Source organism: Winogradskyella rapida (assembly GCF_042675845.1).
Classification (GTDB): domain Bacteria; phylum Bacteroidota; class Bacteroidia; order Flavobacteriales; family Flavobacteriaceae; genus Winogradskyella; species Winogradskyella rapida.
The window spans coordinates 1,130,985-1,149,155 of record NZ_JBHTKM010000063.1; the positions used below are offsets into that span (position 1 = coordinate 1,130,985).

An 18,171-nucleotide genomic window follows, 5' to 3' on the forward strand; every position below is an offset into this window, starting at 1 on the left:
TCTCTTCTTGTTAAAGCCGTCTTAGTAGTGACATTTACCACATTCTAATCCACCCATCTGAGCTACCGTTAACTGGTCTACACCATACTTTTTAGATAACTCATCGTGAATCTTAGTGTAATACTCGTTATCCTTAACTTTAACATTAGTCTCTCTGTGACAGTTAATACACCACCCCATTGTTAATGGCGCATGCTGATACATAATTTCCATTTCTTCTACAGGACCATGACAAGTTTGACATTCAATACCTCCAACAGAAACGTGTTGTGAGTGATTAAAGTAAGCAAAATCTGGTAAGTTATGGATACGGATCCATTTTACTGGCTTAGACTCTCCAGTATACCCTGTTCCATCCCATCCTACAGCATCGTATAATTTTTTAATTTCAGCGTTATAATCAACACCATACTCGTTGCCTTCAGCTAAGGTTTCTGGAGCGACTTCTGAAATTGACTTATGACAATTCATACAAACATTCAAAGAAGGAATCCCTGATGTTTTACTCACTCTTGCAGAAGAGTGACAGTATTTACAATCAATACCATTATCTCCAGCGTGAATTCTATGTGAATAATGAATAGGCTGCACTGGTTCGTAACCTTGATCTACACCAACCTGCATAAAGAAGCCATAAACAAAATAACCACTTGCTAATAAAAATACAATTGTAGTCACCAATACTAAAAACTGGTTTTGTACAAAAGCTTTCCATAACGGCGTCTTTTGCTCTGCATCAGTAATCACTTTAATATCCTTCGCTTCTGCAAAACGATTTAAAGTACGATTTACTAATACAAGGGCTAAAGCCAATAAACCAAACAACAATGCCAGTGCTCCAAGAATTAAATCATTTGACACACCACCTTGTTGTGTTGCCTCTCCTCCTACCTGAGTTTCTGCAACAACAGGTTCTGGTTTTGGTTGCGCCGTGTATGCTAAGATATCAGCGATATCTTGATCACTTAATTGTGGGAACGGCGTCATTTGAGTTCCGTTGTGTGCATTGTATACTTTGTTAGCATACGCATCACCAGACTTAATCACGGCAGAACTATTTCTAATCCATGCCTTCAACCATTCTCTATCTAAACCTTCATCATCTGCAAGTCTTGACTCAACATTTCTTAAAGCCGGCCCCGTCATCGGTGCGTCTAATTTATGACACGCCGCACAATTGGAGTTGTACAGTGATTTTCCATTAACTGGATCACCTTCTTGTGCTATAAGAGAGGTTGAAAACGTAAGCAATAGAACAAGACAAAGACGTGATATCTTCGAGGTTAAACTACAGTAAATCACCTGTTTCATATTATAATTTGGATTATCTTCTAAACTTTGGTACGATTTTTTCATTAAAAACGAAAAAAGTTATTTGTAAAAAACTCTCGCAAAAGTAACATTTAAAGTGGATTTTGAAAATCTTAGATATGTCTTAATAGATAATTTATACTAATTCTAAATAACAAAAATTCAATATGTGCGTAGGGCTATTCTCTCCCTTATTATCGATGGCTTGAAGTGCAATTGATTACATCTTTAGGGGGCTAAAAAAAATTATTTATCTTTATTTATATACCCTACCTTTGTTTAATAATCGATATTATGAAATTAAAAAATAAAACTTTCGCCTTAGCAATAACAGGTTTAAGCTTGTGTTTTTCCTTACAGGCCCAAGAGGGTGTGGTAAACGTAAGCCAAGACGGTGATATTGCTAAATTATTAGAATTTAAAAAAGATATAAAGACGGCTAAAGTCTACCGTATCCAGGTTTATCAAGATGTAGATATTGATAAGGCTAAACGTGAGAAAGCGAACTTCTTAAATGCATACGATGAGTGGCCCGTAGAGATCGTTTGGAATACGCCAAACTATAAAGTATGGGTAGGTAACTTTACCACGCGTTTAGAAGCCGATAGAGCTTGGGCTAAGATTAAAGAGAAGTATATGTATGCCATTATCTTTCAACCGAAAACGGATGACTAATACAACCCTCAATTAAGCGCAAAAAAAAACCGACAATCACTTGTCGGTTTTTTTATTATTACTAATTCTATTATTTCAATTTCTTCTTCACTTCTACTTCTTGGAAGGCTTCAATTACATCACCTTGTGCAATGTCGTTATAACCTTTAATTTGCATACCACAGTCGTAGCCTTTAGAAACTTCTCTCACATCATCTTTAAAGCGTTTTAAGGCTTCTAATGATCCGGTATGAACTACAACTCCATCTCTAATGATACGGATACCAGAGTTTCTGTAAATCTTACCATTCATTACCATACATCCGGCAATGTTTCCAACTTTAGAAACTTTGAATATTTCTCTGATTTCTGCAGTACCTGTAACCTCTTCTTTAACTTCTGGAGATAACATACCTTCCATTGCATCTTTAAGGTCATTGATGGCTGCATAGATAATAGAATACGTTCTGATATCGATTTCTTCTTTATCAGCAATCATTCTTGCATTTCCAACAGGACGTACATTAAATCCGACAATAATTGCGTCAGAAGCTGTTGCTAATAAGACATCACTTTCAGTAATGGCTCCAACACCTTTATGAATAATATTCACTTGAATTTCTTCAGTAGATAATTTCTGGAACGAATCCGTTAAAGCTTCTACAGATCCATCAACATCACCTTTAAGGATAATGTTCAACTCTTGGAAATCTCCAAGGGCAATACGTCTTCCAATTTCATCAAGGGTAATATGACGTTGTGTTCTTACAGACTGCTCACGTTGTAATTGTGCACGCTTAGTTGCAATTTGTTTCGCTTCACGCTCATCATCAAAGACATTAAACTTATCACCCGCTTGTGGCGCACCATCTAATCCTAAGATTGAAACCGGTGTTGCTGGTCCTGCAGTTTTAACATCATTACCACGCTCATCTTGCATCGCTTTGACTTTACCACTGTTTTTACCCGCTAAAACGTAATCTCCAATTTTTAAAGTACCCGCTTGAACTAAGATCGTAGAGACATAACCACGTCCTTTATCTAAGTACGCTTCTACAACCGTACCACTAGCAAGTTTATTAGGGTTCGCTTTTAATTCTAAAAGTTCAGCTTCTAACAATACTTTTTCAAGTAAGTCTTGAACCCCTGTTCCTTTCTTCGCAGAGATATCATGAGATTGAATTTTACCACCCCAATCTTCTACTAAAAGATTCATTTGTGCCAATTGCTCTTTTACCTTTTCAGGGTTTGCATCTGGCTTATCAATTTTGTTAATGGCAAATACGATTGGTACTCCAGCCGCTTGCGCATGAGAAATTGCTTCTTTTGTTTGTGGCATTATAGCATCATCTGCTGCTACCACAATAATAGCGATATCGGTAACTTGAGCACCACGAGCACGCATTGCTGTAAAGGCCTCGTGACCTGGTGTATCTAAAAAGGCAATTTTCTGACCATTTTCTAATTGTACTCCATAAGCCCCAATGTGCTGAGTAATTCCACCAGACTCTCCTGCAATTACGTTTTCTTTACGAATGTAATCTAATAAAGAGGTCTTACCGTGATCAACGTGTCCCATTACCGTAACAATAGGTGCACGTTCTATTAAATCTTTAGGATCATCTTCAACAACCACTATAGATTCTTCAATATCGGCTTTAATAAATTCAACATCAAAACCAAACTCTTCAGCAACGATTGTTAAGGTCTCAGCATCCAATCTCTGGTTCATGGTTACCATCATCCCTAAGGACATACAAGCTGAAATTACTTGAGTAACCCCCACTTCCATCATGGTAGCCATTTCACTTACCGTAACAAACTCGGTTACTTTAATGGTTTTGCTTTCTGCTGCAGCGATTTCCTGATCGATCTCCGTTTGTTGACGGTGTTGATCTCTCTTATCTCTACGGTATTTAGCACCTTTACCTTTATTCGATTTACCTTGAAGCTTCTCTAAAGTTTCACGGATTTGCTTTTGAACATCTTCTTCACTAGGCTCTTCTTTAACCACTTTTGGTCTAGAAGTATTCCCTCTTCCTTTTTGTCCGCCACGTCTGTTATCGAAGTTAGGCTTATTATTGTTATCTCCGGTTTTACTAATTCTACGACGTTTACGCTTATTAGCATCACCACCAGATTTAGCAGTATCGGTCTTTTTCTTTTTAGGCTTATTAAATTGCGATAAATCAATCTTTTTACCTGTAGTAGTAGGACCAGTAAGCTTTTGGTATTGTGTTTTTATGGTTTCTTCACCAGGAGCGCTTGGTGTCGCTTTCGGTGCATCTTCCTTTTTAGGCGTTGCTTTGGCAGCAGGTGTTGTAGGTTTCTCTACTTTCTCTGTTTTTGCCGGCTCCGGTTTTTTATCCGCTTTAGGCTTTTCTACCTTTGCAACTTCAACGGGTTTCTTAACCTCTACCTTAGGCGTTTCTTTAGGCTTTTCAACAACCTTTTCTTCCACCTTTTCCTCCTTAGGAGTTTCCTTAGGCGTTTCAACAGGAGCTACTTTCACCTCTGGCTTTTCAACCTTAGGCGTTTCCTTAACTTCTGGAGTTTTAGGTGCCTCTTCTTTAGTTTCAGCCTTTGGTTTTTTATCTAAGTCTATTTTACCAACTTGTTTAGGGCCACTGAGTTCAGCTCTCGCTTTAACTACAGCATCCCTTTCGGCCTTTTGTTTTTGCTTCTCTTCAATTTCACGTTCTCGTTGCTCGCGAAGCGCTTCTTTTTCCTTAAGCTTAGCTTCACTTACTTCTTGAGCTTTTTCACGCTTAGATGCATCGGTCTGAAATTCATCCGAAAGCGTCTTGTAAACCTCTTGTGAAATTTTAGTATTAGGACTCTTCTCAATCTCCACACCTTTGGATTCTAAGAAATCCACCGCGCGGTCTATTGAAATGTTTAATTCCCTTAATACTTTATTTAATCTTGTTGTTTGAGCCATAAATTGCCTGTAAAATACTTAAATATATTATATACTAATTATATAGTAAAAAAAGCGACCTAATATTAGGTTAAAATTTCTATAGTTTTAACTATAAAAACCGCAGCACTACCTCTGCATCACTTTATGCTTCGTATAAAGATAAAAATTCATCATTTTATTCAAAGCCAATTTAAAATAAAATTAGTAGGATACCAATTCAACTTCAAAATGTATTGACTAAATCATTTTAAAATTATACTGCTATTATTCTTCAAATTCTTCTCTTAGAATACTAATGACATCTAAGATTGTTTCTTCTTCTAAATCTGTACGTTTCACTAAATCATTAACATCTTGTTCTAGAATACTTTTTGCCGTATCTAAACCAGCTTTGCTAAATTCAGCGATTACCCATCCTTCAATTTCGTCAGAGAATTCCTTTAACTCTACATCTTCTTCTGCACCTTCTCTAAAGACATCAATTTCGTAACCTGTTAATTGTCCGGCTAAACGAATGTTATGTCCACCTCTACCAATAGCTTTAGAAACCTCTTCTGGTTTCAATAAAACCTCAGCTCTCATGTTCTCTTCGTCTAATTTTAAAGAGGTTACTCTTGCTGGGCTTAACGCTCTAGTAACAAAAAGCTGAACATTAGTGGTAAAGTTAATCACGTCAATATTTTCGTTTCCTAATTCACGTACAATACCGTGAATACGAGAACCTTTCATACCAACACAAGCACCAACAGGGTCAATTCTATCGTCATAAGAATCAACAGCTACTTTTGCTTTTTCACCAGGAATACGCACGACTTTTTTAACGGTGATTAAACCATCAAAAACCTCAGGAATTTCCTGTTCAAATAATTTTTCTAAAAACAATGGTGATGTTCTAGACATCACAATTGCTGGTTTGCTTCCTTTTAGATCAACACTTTCAATAATTCCTCTTACATTTTCTCCTTTTCTGAAGAAATCTGATGGAATTTGTTTGTCTTTTGGAAGTATAATTTCATTGCCTTCATCATCAAGTAAAATAATAGCTCTATGACGAATATGGTGAACTTCAGCCGTATATATTTCGCCTTCTAATTCCTTAAATTGCTTGTATATATTGGTGTTATCGTGTTCATGAATCTTAGAAATTAAGTTTTGTCTTAAGGCTAAAATTGAACGTCTACCCAAATCAATTAACTTCACCTCTTCAGCAACATCTTCTCCAACTTCAAAATCCGGCTCAATTTTCTGAGCTTCTGACAATTCGATTTCTTGGTTTGGTTCTTCAACCTCGCCATCTGCAACAACAATACGGTTCCTCCAAATTTCTAAATCGCCCTTATCAGGATTTATAATAATATCAAAGTTATCGTCATCACCATACTTCTTCTTTAAGGCATTACGTAAAACATCCTCAAGAATTGCCATTAGCGTAACTCTATCTATTGATTTGTCGTCTTTAAATTCTGAAAATGAATCAATTAACGCTATATTCTCCATAATTGATATGAATTAAAATTTTATTTTAACTTTTGCTTCTTTAATATTGCTGAAGGCAACTGTAGCGGTTTTCACAACGGTTACTTTCCCTTTTCCAACAGGCTTTGGTTCTCTCGCTTTCCAGCTTAAAACCACCTCTTCATCATGAACTTCTGTAAGTTCACCCTCTAGATTTTCACCTTCTAAAGTTTTAATTTCTAAATTTCTACCAATATGTTTGTGATATTGTCTTGGTAAAACTAAAGGAGATGCAGCACCTGAAGAAAGCACTTCCAAAGAATAATCATGTTCTTCGCGGTCTATATTGTGCTCAATAGCTCTACTGATAAACATACAATCTTCTACCAAAACGCCATTATCGCCATCAATTACAATTTTCACAGCGTTATCTCCAGACAAAGAAAAATCAATTAAAAATAAATCTTTTCGCTCGTCTAATGCCGTCTGTAATAAGTCTTCTACTATTTTCTTGAACATTTCTTAATATAAAAAGAGAGGACTTTTCGTCCTCTCGCTTATTTATTTTTAGTAAATAACGGTGCAAATATACGATATTATATTCACTTACCCAAGCTATGCATTGTTGATTTATTTTCTTAACTTTAAAGAGACTCAATAAATTAATATCTACAACACCTATGAAAAGAATCTTAGTTCCTACCGATTTTTCTGACCGAGCGGAAAACGCGCTCAAAGTTGCCGCCATGATTGCTAAAAAGCACCACTGTGAAATTTATTTGTTGCATATGATGGAAATTCCGATACGCCAAACCGATCCTGGCCAAACGGAAACCATTATTCCTCAAACCTTATTTTTTATGGATTTAGCACGAAAACGGTTTGAAACGCTTATGAGCCAAGATTACCTTAAAGGCCTCACGGTACACGAAACCGTTAGGGAGGATATAACCTTTCATGAAATTAAAGATTCTTGCCATGAATTTAACATAGACCTTATCGTTATGGGCTCTCATGGCGCTACAGGACTGCAAGATATGTTTGTTGGCTCTAATGCTGAAAAAGTGGTGCGCTCCTCCGATGTCCCGGTGTTAGTGATAAAAAACGAACATGAATCTTTTGATATTCAAGATTTTGTTTTTGCTTCCGACTTTAAAAACGACAATCAAGAAACCTATCAACAAGCTGTAAAATTCGCCGAAATGTTTAATGCAAAAATTCACCTTCTCCTGGTCATTACCGCTAGCGATTTTATGACCACTTACGAAGCTCAAACTCGAATTAGCGATTTTATCTCTGGACGAAGTTTTGACAATTACACCGTAACCATACACAACGACTACACCGTAGAACAAGGTATTTTAAATATCTGTAAAGATATTAATGCCGATCTTATTGGCATAAGTACCCACGGCAGACAAGGCATAGCGCATTTCTTTAACGGCAGCATTAGTGAAGACATTGTAAACCACGCCAACCGCCCCGTAATCACCTTTAAGATTTAAAGACCTGTATTTTAAACCCATACGCCTAGCAACAGAAATAAAGAACTAGAAACACTTAGAAAAGTATATAAAACTAAAAAATCCTAATTCGAAAAACGAATTAGGATTTTAATTTTGGTTGGCCCACTAGGGATCGAACCTAGACTCTTTGGTACCAAAAACCAATGTGTTGCCAGTTACACCATAGGCCAATCTCTCAATTTGAGGGTGCAAATTTAAAACAAACTTTTACTTTACCAAAACTTTTTTTGATTTTTTTTTGAAAAACTTAAGCTTAACTTAAAAACCTAGGGTTTTAGCTAATAATTATTAAATTCGCCTGCATTATTAAGTAAGGATTTCATGACAGATATAAACTTTAAAAAGTGGAACAACATCTTAGGATGGTTTGTTTTTGCCGTAGCATGCGTTGTATATGCGTTAACCATAGAACCAACCGTGAGTTTTTGGGATGCTGGTGAGTATATTTTAACCTCTTCTAAACTACAAGTTGGCCACCCACCAGGAGCACCATTGTTCCAAATGTTTGGGGCTTTCTTCTCTATGTTTGCTTTAGAACCTTCACAAATTGGAATGATTATGAACATGATGAGTGGTGTGGCCAGTGCCTTTACCATTCTTTTTATGTTTTGGACCATTACCCTTCTGCTTGTAAAACTTACAAAATACAATGAAGAAAAAGATAACGGTAAAGCTTATGCTATTTTAGGAAGTGCCTTAGTAGGAAGTTTAGCCTTTACCTTTACCGATTCATTTTGGTTTAATGCGGTAGAAACTGAGGTCTATGCCATGGCGACTTTAATTATGGCCGTGTTATTTTACTTAGGACTCCGTTGGGAACAAGATATGAACCAACCTCGTGGTAACCGTTGGCTTATCCTTATTGCCTTTGTTATTGGTTTATCTTTTGGAGTTCACTTTATGGGCTTACTTACCATCCCTGCCATAGGTCTCCTCTACTACTTTAAAAATTATAAAACCATTACGGTTAAGAATTTTATCATTGCTAACATAGCTTCAGCAGCGATATTATTATTCATCTTTAAACTCCTTTTACCATCGACTCTTGAATTGTTTGGTAATATGGAGGTCTTTTTTGTGAATTCTATAGGCTTACCGTTTAACTCAGGAACTATTATTACCGGAATTGTGGTGATTGCCTTATTTTATTACGGCCTTAATTACACCAGACAAAAAGGAATGCAGCATGTTAACACCTTAGTATTGTGTTTAATGTTTATTTTTATTGGCTTCTCTTCTTGGATGATGCTTCCTATCCGTGCGAATGCTAATGTGGTGATTAATGAAAATAATCCTTCAGATGCACGAGAGCTTTTAGCGTATTACAATCTTGAACAATACCCAGAGACCCACTTATTTTATGGGCCCTTCTTTACCGAGGTGTATTCTGGTGCTGATAAAGACGAGCCATTTATAGATGACAAAAAGAATTATGAGCGTGATGATGAAGCTGGAAAATACGTGATTATTAACGATTGGGAAAAGAGCAAGCAAAACTATAATCATGAACATGCCTCAATTCTTCCCAGAATGTGGAGTTCTGAGCATGCCGAAAATTACATGATGTTTACCGGTTTAATCGATTTTAAAGTGGATCCTGCTTTACAATCTAGAGCTTATAATGAAGCTTTAAATGCTGGTTTATCCGATGAGCAAGCGAGTCAATATGCTTTAGGTGAAAAACAACAATTTGATCAGTTGGTTAATGATTTTAGAATGCGTGTAGCCAATGGTGAAATAGATTATGAAGGTTATGATGCTTTTTTAAAGCGCTACGGACAACAATACTTAATTATTGAAAAACCAACCTTTTTAGACAACCTAGTTTACATGTTTCAGTACCAATTTGGTTATATGTACTGGCGTTATTTTATGTGGAACTTTACAGGACGTCAAGACGACATCCAAGGCCGTTACACTTATAAGAATGGAAACTGGATTTCTGGAATCGATTTTATTGATGCTTGGCACCTTGGAATGTCTCAAGACAACTTACCGACCGATGTATTAGAAAACAAAGGACGAAACACCTACTACTTTTTACCTTTATTATTAGGATTAGCAGGGTTCTTCTTCTTAATGTATTCCGACTTAAAACGCTTTTGGGTCTTATTAGTATTCTTTTTATTAACCGGTATTGCCATTCAGTTTTACACCAATGTAAGACCTTTTGAACCGAGGGAACGTGATTATTCCGTAGTAGGTTCCTTTTATGTCTTTGCCATTTGGATTGGATTTGGAGTTTATGCTATTTACGATCGTTTAAAAGCATTCACATCTACTAAAGTCTTAGCGCCAGCAATCACATTAGTTTGTCTTATTATAGTACCAGGTGTATTAGCCGCTAACAATTGGGATGACCATGATCGTTCTGGAAAATACACAACCAATGCCATGGCCCGAAAATATTTAGAGTCCTGCGCACCAAACGCTATTCTATTTACTATTGGAGATAATGACACCTTCCCGCTATGGTATTTACAAGAAATTGAAGGCGTACGTACCGACGTCCGTGTAATTAACACCAGCTTGTTTCAAACCGATTGGTATATAGACCAAATGAAACGTAAGGCTTATGAAAGTGACCCGATTCCTTCGCAATTAACCCATAAGCAATACCGTGGAGAAACTAGAGATGTTGTCGCTTATAAAGAAATAAGTCCAAGAATTGCCAATGATACCTTAGATATTAAACAATTTATGGACTTTGTGGCTAGCGAAAAGCCAAATACTAAGGTTAAGTTTGCGGTTGAAGCACAAGGTGATGATCCTAGTCGTTACCCTAAGCACCTTTTAAATTCTAACTATTACCCATCGCGTCATATTAGCATTCCTGTTAATAAAGACGTCGTGCTTAAAAACGGTACCGTACAACCTAAAGATGCTGATAAGATAGTCGATAACGTATATACAACAATTAGCGGAGGCTACCTTTACAAGAACCGTCTCTTAATGTTAGACATCCTCGCAAACAACAATTGGGAGCGCCCTATTTATTTTACCGGTGGAGCCTTTGGAGATGAAGACTATGTTTGGCTGAAGGATTACTTACAGTTAGACGGTATGTGTTACAAGCTCGTTCCTATTAAAACACCTGTCGATAGAGCTAATCCGTATGATATGGGCCGTGTAGACCCAGATCTCATGTATGACATGGTTAAGAACTGGAACTGGGGAGGCAGCGGTGAAGACATCTATTACGATGTGGAAACACGTAGAAACGGTATTACCTATAGAGGAAATTTAGCACGTCTTATCCAAGAACTTATCAACGATAAACAATTAGATAAAGCGGAAGAAATTACCGATTTAGCTATGGAAAAAATGCCTGTAGATCAGTTTGGCTTTTATTCCTTATTAGAACCTTACGTCAGTGCTTATTACGAAATTGGTAATGTAGAAAAAGGACGTGCCTTATATAAAGACGTTGCTAAAAAGTACCAAGAAAAGTTAATGTACTACAGCAGTCTGTCTTTAGAGAACCAAGACCGTATTGTTGGGGATGACATCTTTATGGACATACAACGTTACCGATCTTTAATTGATCTTTTAGTTATATATAATGATAAGGATTTTGCTTTACAGGAAACTAAGACATTCAATAGCTATTTAAGTTTATTTGATGCCTTAATGAATCGTTATAGTGATGGCGAAATACCTGCGGAAGTTCCTGATGAAGACTTAGATATTCAAAACGCTATTAAGGACACTATAGACCTTATTGCACCAGAGCAGTAACACCAAATGAAGCTAATTCCTGTTAAAACACCCAAGATTGTAAAATCTTTGTTTCCACGTTATACATGGAATGTCAACACGCTTCAAAAAGAACTATATCTTACTTTTGATGATGGTCCCACTCCCGAAATTACGGAGTGGGTACTGTCTATCTTAAAAGCTTATAAGGCCAAAGCCACATTTTTCTGTGTTGGCAATAATATTAAAAAGCACCCCGAGCTCTTTCAGAAATTAATACAAGACCAACACACTGTAGGCAACCACACTTTTAACCACCTTAAAGGTTGGAAAACCGCAACAGCAGCCTATCTTGAAGACATAGAAGAGACCCAACAACTTATTGAACATTACCAAAACCACTCTAACCCCAAGAGCACATCGGCCACAAAACTGTTCCGCCCACCTTATGGTAAGTTTTCAGCAGCACAAAGCAAGCAACTCTTACGAAAAGGTTACACTATTGTATTATGGGATGTTTTAGCTTTTGATTGGGATCGTAAGCTTACCGAAGAACGCTGTTTTAAGAACATCTGCACCAATGCCAAAGAAGGTAGCATTGTTGTGCTTCATGACAGCCAGAAAGCCTCAAAAAACTTAAGGTCTGTGCTGCCAAAAGTGCTAGAATATTACAGTAACTTAGGCTATCAATTTAAGGCACTCTAAGTCTTATCCACTTCCTTAGGAAACAGCTTTAAGATTCCAACTGAAAACAATTAGAGTGAAGATTATAAATAGGTTTGTACAATATCGATTAAGGCATTAGCATCTTGCATACCACTATGCCTCCATTTCATTTCGCCATGTTTATAAAGCATTAAGGTCGGTAAACTACTTACCCGTAAGGCTTCGGCCAATTCCATGTTTTTATTGATATCTATTTTTATAATTTTAGCTTTATCCCCAAATGCAGCTGCTACTTCTTTAAGAACAGGATGCATGGCTGAAGACTCTAAATTGCCTTCAGTATAAAAGTCTAAAAGAACTGGTATATGAACATCTATTAATTCCCCAAATTTCGACATACGTTATGATGGTTTTAATCTCATTACTACCCAGCGCTCGCCTCAAAAATCCATGATCAGCACTATCGGCATTATATAAAAATAAACAATTCTTTACAATTACGCACTTTTAGTCCCTTTTTTGAGTTCAATGACTGTGATTTCAGGCCAAATCCCTACACGACCCGGATAGCCTAAATACCCAAAGCCTCTATTCACATTTATGTATTGTCCGAGCTCTGTATAGATTCCCGCCCAATGCTTGTAGCGCCATTTGGCAGGACTCCATTTTATCCAACCCGGAATTTCGATCCCAAATTGCATACCGTGGGTATGACCACTTAAGGTAAGATGATAATGGTTGGGATCGGGTATGACTTGTGCTTCCCAATGGCTCGGATCGTGACTCATTAAAATTTTAAAATCGTCGGCTTGGACGTCTGCACTCGCCTTTGTTAAATCGCCTGCTTTTTTAAATCCACCTTTACCCCAATTTTCAACACCCACTAAAGCCAAACGTTGTCCGTCTTTTTCAAGAAAACGACTTTCATTAAGTAATAAATCGAAGCCCATTTCTTTCTGGATGGCTTTTAATTCTTCAAGATTTTGATGCTTAGCTTCCGGAGAAGGCCACTCTACATAATCCCCATAATCATGATTTCCTAACACCGAAAACTTTCCATCTTTAGCGTTTAGGCGACCAAAGGTTGCTTTCCAAGGTAACATTTCAGATGCTTTATTATTCACCATATCACCGGTAAATAATAAGACATCTGAAGCCTGTTCATTAATTAAGTCTATGGCATATTCAATCTTATTCTTATCATCAAAACTTCCGGAATGGATATCACTAATCTGTGTAAGGCGATACCCATCAAAAGCTTCAGGTAAATCTTCAAAATGCAAGGTATATTTTAGCACTCTAAAATTGTATTTCCCTTTATACATCCCGTAAAGTAAGGAGGCCAAAGGAACGGCTGCTAACCCTAAGGCTATCTGACTAATAAACCGACGACGCGACGGCAAGTAAAATCCTGTTTTCTTAATAACCACTTTATCATAGAGCCCAATAATACTACGGATAATATCTTCCCCAAATAAAATAGGTACTAAGACCAAATTAAAAGCCATAAAGGCCAATAAAAATCCAAAAGCAAAACTCTTAGGTGGGGTAAGTACACGACCTTCACTAGCCGCAGTAAACTGATAGATAAAATTACCAACCACCGCTAAGGTGACTATAAAAAAGAGGTAATACACCCATGTTTGTTTGGTAACGGTTCTTATGGCTTGAAATCCATAGGCCGTAAGAATAATGAATAAAATAGCAAAAAGTATCCAGCGAATCATCGTTATTATTTAGAATTACAAAATTAAGCAACTGCCTCAGGACTTATCTTATCAATATGTTAAAGGTTTAAGTTCTCGGTTTTAAGGGCTTAAGTCTACCTCAACCATGACTAACACTTTTAATACGTCAACACGGTTTTTGAGACCGCGTTAAGGCAAAGCCATTTTTTTTAGGTTTAGAACGTCTAATATTAGTATTTTGCAGGGTATAAATTTTAATCTATTACGCTTTTCAAAAGCAAAACAAAGTGTATTTTCACTTTTATATTAACTTTAGACCACTTAACAAACACCCCATAGAATGAGCAGTAATCAAAATAACAAATCGGCATTAGCAACCTTATGTACAGTGTTCTTCTTTTGGGGATTTATAGCGGCATCCAACAGTGTTTTTATTCCGTTTTGTAAAACCTATTTTAATATCGACCAATTCCAATCGCAATTGGTAGACTTCGCCTTTTATGGTGCTTATTATATAGGAGCGCTTTCCTTATTTGTAATGTCTAGTGCTGTGAAGCGCGACATCTTAAATAACTGGGGTTATAAAAATGGTATTGTCTATGGTTTATTACTCTCTGCCATTGGAGCCTTTGTGATGTTTCCGGTAACCGCAGGTGCCGAACAAGGACAAACTGGGGTATTCTATTTGGTACTCATTGCCTTTTTTATTGTGGCTTTAGGCTTTTCTTTACAGCAAACGGCAGCCAATCCGTTTACGGTAGCGCTTGGTGATCCTAAAACCGGATCGCACCGTTTAAACTTAACCGGAGGTATAAATTCTTTCGGAACCACAATAGGGCCTATCGTAGTAAGTTTAGCCATTTTTGGTACTGCCTCTTGGTCTACCGATCAGTTGGCCGAAAAAATTAATTCTAATGAAATCACCCTAGTTACCGTACAAGTCTTATATATGTGTGTTGGTGCCTTGTTTTTAACCGCAGCCGCACTATTTCATTTTTCTAAAAAGCTACCGGCACTAAAATCTGACACCGCTTTTGAGCCTGCCAATAAAGCAAGAAACCTATTAATTCTATTAACCCTTATTATTATCGGTTGCTTCGGTTATATTTTTAGCACTTATGCCGGAGATGCTGTAGCCACAGATCAGTTGGAACACACGAGACTCCTTATCCTATTTATTGCCTTGTTTGCGGTTATTGCTACGGTTTTTGTAGCCAATAGCAGTGCCGCTAAAAACCCAATAGGATGGGGCGCCATGAAATACCCACAATTGGTTTTAGGGATGCTCGCCATCTTTACCTATGTTGGGGTTGAAGTGACGATAGGAAGTAATTTAGGTGAACTCTTAAAACAAGGTTTTGAGGGCACTGGTTTAAATGCCCTTGGCTTTCCCGTTTTAAACGATTCGGAATTGGGAAAATACATCTCTTTATATTGGGGCGGATTGATGATTGGCCGTTGGGTAGGTGCCATTACCGTGTTTAATCCAAGTAAAGGCCTTAAGAAAGTCTTATTAATTGTTGTCCCTTATGTAGCCTTTGCCGTAATCTTACTCGCTAATTTGGTAAAATACAGTTTTACCTTAAATGAAATTCTTTACTTCGGAATTTGTATTGCCGTACAAATCGCAGGATTCTTATTTGCCAAAGATAATCCCGTGAAGACCTTAAAAACATTTAGTTTATTAGGAATCCTAGCCATGCTTATTGGCTTATTCTCTTCAGGAAATATTGCCTTATTTGCATTTTTAAGTGGCGGCTTATGCTGTTCTATTATGTGGCCTTGTATTTTCACCTTAAGTATAGCAGGTCTAGGAAAATATACCTCTCAGGGTTCTGCCTTTTTAATTATGATGATTTTAGGAGGGGCTATTATCCCACCTGTTCAAGGGAAGTTAGCCGATGTCTTTAGCATTCAATCTTCATATTGGATGGCCGTGGCTTGTTTTGCATATCTATTATTCTACGCGTTTAGAACTAAACGTGTGTTAGACAAACAAGGTGTGAGATACTAAAACATTAGCAACATCAACCAATTATCGGCTTTAGCCTTAAAACCATTTAATAGTAAAGCGCGTTAAGCGTTCTTTGATTCCGGTATACGGTGGAAATAAAAACTCCGTCATCCCAAAACTATACTGCGTCATTACAGATCGTGCATTACTAAAAGCTTGAAAGCCATAAAATCCATGACTTTTACCAATACCACTATGGTTTACCCCTCCAAAGGGTAAATTATGGTTGGCATAATGCAACACGCTATTATTAATGCAAGTCCCTCCTGCCCTTGTGTTTCGGATAATTTTACGGGTTGTTGTTTTATTTTCACTATAAATATATAAGGCCAAAGGTCTTGGTTTCGCATTGATATAGGCAAGGGCCATATCTAAACTCTCATAGCTAACAATAGGCAAGATGGGACCAAAAATCTCTTCCTCTAAAAGCAAAGCTTCTGGCTTTAAGTCTGAAATAAGTGTTGGTGCCATATATTTTGACGCCCTATCGGTTTCACCTCCCGTTTCAAACGTAGCGCCTAAATGTTTAGCATTGTCTAAATAGGTTTGTAAACGATCAAAATGTTTTTCTGTTACAATCCTTCCGTAAGACGACGAGGCTTTAGGCTGGTTGTCATAAAAATGTTGAAGCCAGGTTATACAGGCCGCAATAAATTCTGATTTTACAGAGGCATCCACCAACACATAATCTGGAGAAACACAGATCTGACCACAATTAAGAAACTTAGCCCACATTATTTTTTTTGCCGCCCGACTAAGGTTCGCCGATTTATCTACAATAGTTGGTGACTTTCCGCCTAACTCTAGAGTTACGGAGCTAAGGTGTTTGGCCGCTGCTTTCATCACAATTTTTCCTACTTGAGGCGATCCCGTAAAGAATATATGATGAAACGGTAAAGCTAACAAGGCTGTGGAAGCTTCAACTTCACCTTGAACCACCGCCACCTCATCTTCAGGAAAAATAGACTCAATAATTTTGGCCATTAAGGCAGACGACTGAGGTGTCATTTCCGAAGGTTTAATCACAACAGTGTTCCCCGCAGCAATTGCCGATATTAAGGGGCCAAAGGTTAAATTAAATGGAAAATTCCAGGGCGATATAATAAGACAGACACCTTTAGGTTCATAACGAATATACGAACGCGAGCCCAAAAGTGCCATAGGTGTGGCCACTTTCTGTTTCCGCATCCAACGGTGTAAATACGTTTTGGCATGTTTAATGTCCCCAATAATGGCATAGATTTCGGTTAACTCCGTTTCCAAAACTGGTTTTCCTAAATCCTTTTGCAAGGCCAATTGAATCGCTTCTCTATACGTTACCGCAATAGCCTGGTGCAAGGCATCTAAAACGGCTATTCGTGCTTTATAATCACGATTCCCTATATAAAACTGATTTTCTTGCTGTTTGCAAAACAATTCAAAGTAGGGATTATCCTTAAAATCTTCCATAAATGACCACTATTTTTTGGGGCTTCAAACTTAAATATTGCACTTTATCGATATGCGCTTCAAAAAAGTGTATTTCATCTAAGAAACTAACACCTTTAACCGTAATAAAAGCGTTTTTAAAGGGCTATAGGCGCATTTTATGTATTTCATCGATGTTTTTTACGAGCCATTTCCACTTAACCGTTTATCGATTGTTTTCATCTAAAAATTTCAACAAGGTGTGTAATGTTACGTTTCTTTGACCCGAAGTTAAAACAATCTTGTTACTTACAATTATGAAAAACGCTTTATTCATCTTATTATTCTTAACCTTATCTTTCGCAGGATATGCACAGCAAGAATCTATTGCTCTTACAGAGACGGAAGTTGTTGACACTAAAAAAGCTGAAAACACCGAAGCGAAAACTATAGATATGTCTGCTGCGATTAAAGCTAAGGTTATTAAAATGAACCGTAAAAAAAGTAAGGCTATTATTAGTATTAAAGCGTACAGAAAAAGTCTTCAGATTAAAGTAAAAACAGTAAAACTTTGCTAATCGATTTACCTTAACATATATCTAAAAGCCGAAATTTACGTTTCGGCTTTTTTTATGCTCTTGTTTTTATAAGAAAGTTAAATTACTACCTCCAAAACACCTTTACGTCTCCCAAGGCTACAACACTTTAAAATCCCCACAGTTAAGACCTTCCCTTCTATTAGGATTAGAAAGGCCTTGTTATTTCTGAAAAACCCATAAAAACCTCATGACTTGCAGAAGTGCTAAGCTTCGGAAATAAATACAGGTGAAG

The 18,171-nt window shown here is 37.1% G+C and carries 13 protein-coding genes and 1 tRNA gene; 6 read left to right on the forward strand and 8 right to left on the reverse strand.

Annotation, left to right across the window (positions count from 1 at the left end; genetic code table 11):
- Positions 1-21: 21 nt before the first annotated feature.
- Entirely contained in the window at positions 22-1,311 is a 1,290-nt protein-coding gene (locus tag ACFQ13_RS12240) for a c-type cytochrome (protein ID WP_386119446.1), read from the reverse strand.
- Between the two features lie 294 nt (positions 1,312-1,605).
- Between ACFQ13_RS12240 and ACFQ13_RS12245 the strand changes: the two genes are divergently transcribed.
- Positions 1,606-1,986 carry an SPOR domain-containing protein gene (locus tag ACFQ13_RS12245; RefSeq protein WP_386117718.1) on the forward strand — a complete coding sequence of 127 codons (381 nt, stop codon included), beginning with the start codon at positions 1,606-1,608 and terminating at the stop codon, positions 1,984-1,986.
- Between the two features lie 70 nt (positions 1,987-2,056).
- Here the strand turns inward: ACFQ13_RS12245 and infB are convergent, their stop codons facing one another.
- The 3 genes from infB to rimP form a co-directional block, all read right to left on the reverse strand.
- Positions 2,057-4,906: a translation initiation factor IF-2 gene (gene infB, locus ACFQ13_RS12250; RefSeq protein ID WP_386117721.1), complete on the reverse strand. Its 2,850-nt coding sequence runs from the start codon at positions 4,904-4,906 to the stop codon at positions 2,057-2,059.
- Positions 4,907-5,152: 246 nt separating this feature from the next.
- The gene (gene nusA, locus ACFQ13_RS12255; protein WP_386117724.1) at positions 5,153-6,385 is read right to left on the reverse strand and encodes a transcription termination factor NusA; all 1,233 of its coding nucleotides are present in this window, start codon (positions 6,383-6,385) and stop codon (positions 5,153-5,155) included.
- Positions 6,386-6,397: 12 nt separating this feature from the next.
- Positions 6,398-6,862 carry a ribosome assembly cofactor RimP gene (gene rimP / locus ACFQ13_RS12260; protein WP_386117727.1) on the reverse strand — a complete coding sequence of 155 codons (465 nt, stop codon included), beginning with the start codon at positions 6,860-6,862 and terminating at the stop codon, positions 6,398-6,400.
- A gap of 161 nt (positions 6,863-7,023) precedes the next feature.
- Here rimP and ACFQ13_RS12265 point away from each other — a divergent pair, with 161 nt between their 5' ends.
- A complete protein-coding gene (locus ACFQ13_RS12265; RefSeq protein ID WP_386117729.1) occupies positions 7,024-7,848 on the forward strand; it encodes a universal stress protein in 825 nt (274 codons plus the stop codon).
- Between the two features lie 115 nt (positions 7,849-7,963).
- Here the strand turns inward: ACFQ13_RS12265 and ACFQ13_RS12270 are convergent.
- Positions 7,964-8,039 (reverse strand) — tRNA-Gln (locus ACFQ13_RS12270).
- Between the two features lie 151 nt (positions 8,040-8,190).
- Between ACFQ13_RS12270 and ACFQ13_RS12275 the strand changes: the two genes are divergently transcribed.
- Complete coding sequence (locus ACFQ13_RS12275) at positions 8,191-11,607, forward strand: glycosyltransferase family 117 protein (protein ID WP_386117730.1); 3,417 nt, start codon at positions 8,191-8,193, stop codon at positions 11,605-11,607.
- Positions 11,608-11,613: 6 nt separating this feature from the next.
- Positions 11,614-12,270 (forward strand): polysaccharide deacetylase family protein, encoded by a 657-nt coding sequence (locus ACFQ13_RS12280; RefSeq protein WP_386117731.1) that lies wholly within the window; start codon positions 11,614-11,616, stop codon positions 12,268-12,270.
- A 62-nt stretch (positions 12,271-12,332) separates the two neighbouring features.
- Here the strand turns inward: ACFQ13_RS12280 and ACFQ13_RS12285 are convergent, their stop codons facing one another.
- Positions 12,333-12,629 carry a thioredoxin family protein gene (locus tag ACFQ13_RS12285; protein WP_386117733.1) on the reverse strand — a complete coding sequence of 99 codons (297 nt, stop codon included), beginning with the start codon at positions 12,627-12,629 and terminating at the stop codon, positions 12,333-12,335.
- A 99-nt stretch (positions 12,630-12,728) separates the two neighbouring features.
- Positions 12,729-13,958 (reverse strand): metallophosphoesterase, encoded by a 1,230-nt coding sequence (locus ACFQ13_RS12290; protein WP_386117735.1) that lies wholly within the window; start codon positions 13,956-13,958, stop codon positions 12,729-12,731.
- 301 nt (positions 13,959-14,259) lie between these two features.
- On the opposite strand from ACFQ13_RS12290, the gene ACFQ13_RS12295 reads away from it, so the two are divergent.
- On the forward strand, positions 14,260-15,933 hold the full coding sequence (locus ACFQ13_RS12295; protein ID WP_386117738.1) for an MFS transporter: 1,674 nt from the start codon (positions 14,260-14,262) through the stop codon (positions 15,931-15,933).
- Positions 15,934-15,969: 36 nt separating this feature from the next.
- Here ACFQ13_RS12295 and ACFQ13_RS12300 read toward each other — a convergent pair whose 3' ends face one another.
- The gene (locus tag ACFQ13_RS12300) at positions 15,970-17,382 is read right to left on the reverse strand and encodes an aldehyde dehydrogenase family protein (RefSeq protein ID WP_386117740.1); all 1,413 of its coding nucleotides are present in this window, start codon (positions 17,380-17,382) and stop codon (positions 15,970-15,972) included.
- 275 nt (positions 17,383-17,657) lie between these two features.
- On the opposite strand from ACFQ13_RS12300, the gene ACFQ13_RS12305 reads away from it, so the two are divergent.
- Complete coding sequence (locus tag ACFQ13_RS12305) at positions 17,658-17,918, forward strand: hypothetical protein (protein ID WP_386117742.1); 261 nt, start codon at positions 17,658-17,660, stop codon at positions 17,916-17,918.
- Positions 17,919-18,171: the final 253 nt, after the last annotated feature.

Coding starts and splice junctions, on each gene's coding strand:
- ACFQ13_RS12295 (WP_386117738.1), top strand. CDS start 14,260: ATGAGCAGTAATCAAAATAACAAATCGGCATTAGCAACCTTATGTACA.
- ACFQ13_RS12280 (WP_386117731.1), top strand. CDS start 11,614: ATGAAGCTAATTCCTGTTAAAACACCCAAGATTGTAAAATCTTTGTTT.
- ACFQ13_RS12240 (WP_386119446.1), bottom strand. CDS start 1,311: ATGAAACAGGTGATTTACTGTAGTTTAACCTCGAAGATATCACGTCTT.
- ACFQ13_RS12245 (WP_386117718.1), top strand. CDS start 1,606: ATGAAATTAAAAAATAAAACTTTCGCCTTAGCAATAACAGGTTTAAGC.
- ACFQ13_RS12285 (WP_386117733.1), bottom strand. CDS start 12,629: ATGTCGAAATTTGGGGAATTAATAGATGTTCATATACCAGTTCTTTTA.
- nusA (WP_386117724.1), bottom strand. CDS start 6,385: ATGGAGAATATAGCGTTAATTGATTCATTTTCAGAATTTAAAGACGAC.
- infB (WP_386117721.1), bottom strand. CDS start 4,906: ATGGCTCAAACAACAAGATTAAATAAAGTATTAAGGGAATTAAACATT.
- ACFQ13_RS12300 (WP_386117740.1), bottom strand. CDS start 17,382: ATGGAAGATTTTAAGGATAATCCCTACTTTGAATTGTTTTGCAAACAG.
- ACFQ13_RS12305 (WP_386117742.1), top strand. CDS start 17,658: ATGAAAAACGCTTTATTCATCTTATTATTCTTAACCTTATCTTTCGCA.
- rimP (WP_386117727.1), bottom strand. CDS start 6,862: ATGTTCAAGAAAATAGTAGAAGACTTATTACAGACGGCATTAGACGAG.
- ACFQ13_RS12265 (WP_386117729.1), top strand. CDS start 7,024: ATGAAAAGAATCTTAGTTCCTACCGATTTTTCTGACCGAGCGGAAAAC.
- ACFQ13_RS12275 (WP_386117730.1), top strand. CDS start 8,191: ATGACAGATATAAACTTTAAAAAGTGGAACAACATCTTAGGATGGTTT.
- ACFQ13_RS12290 (WP_386117735.1), bottom strand. CDS start 13,958: ATGATTCGCTGGATACTTTTTGCTATTTTATTCATTATTCTTACGGCC.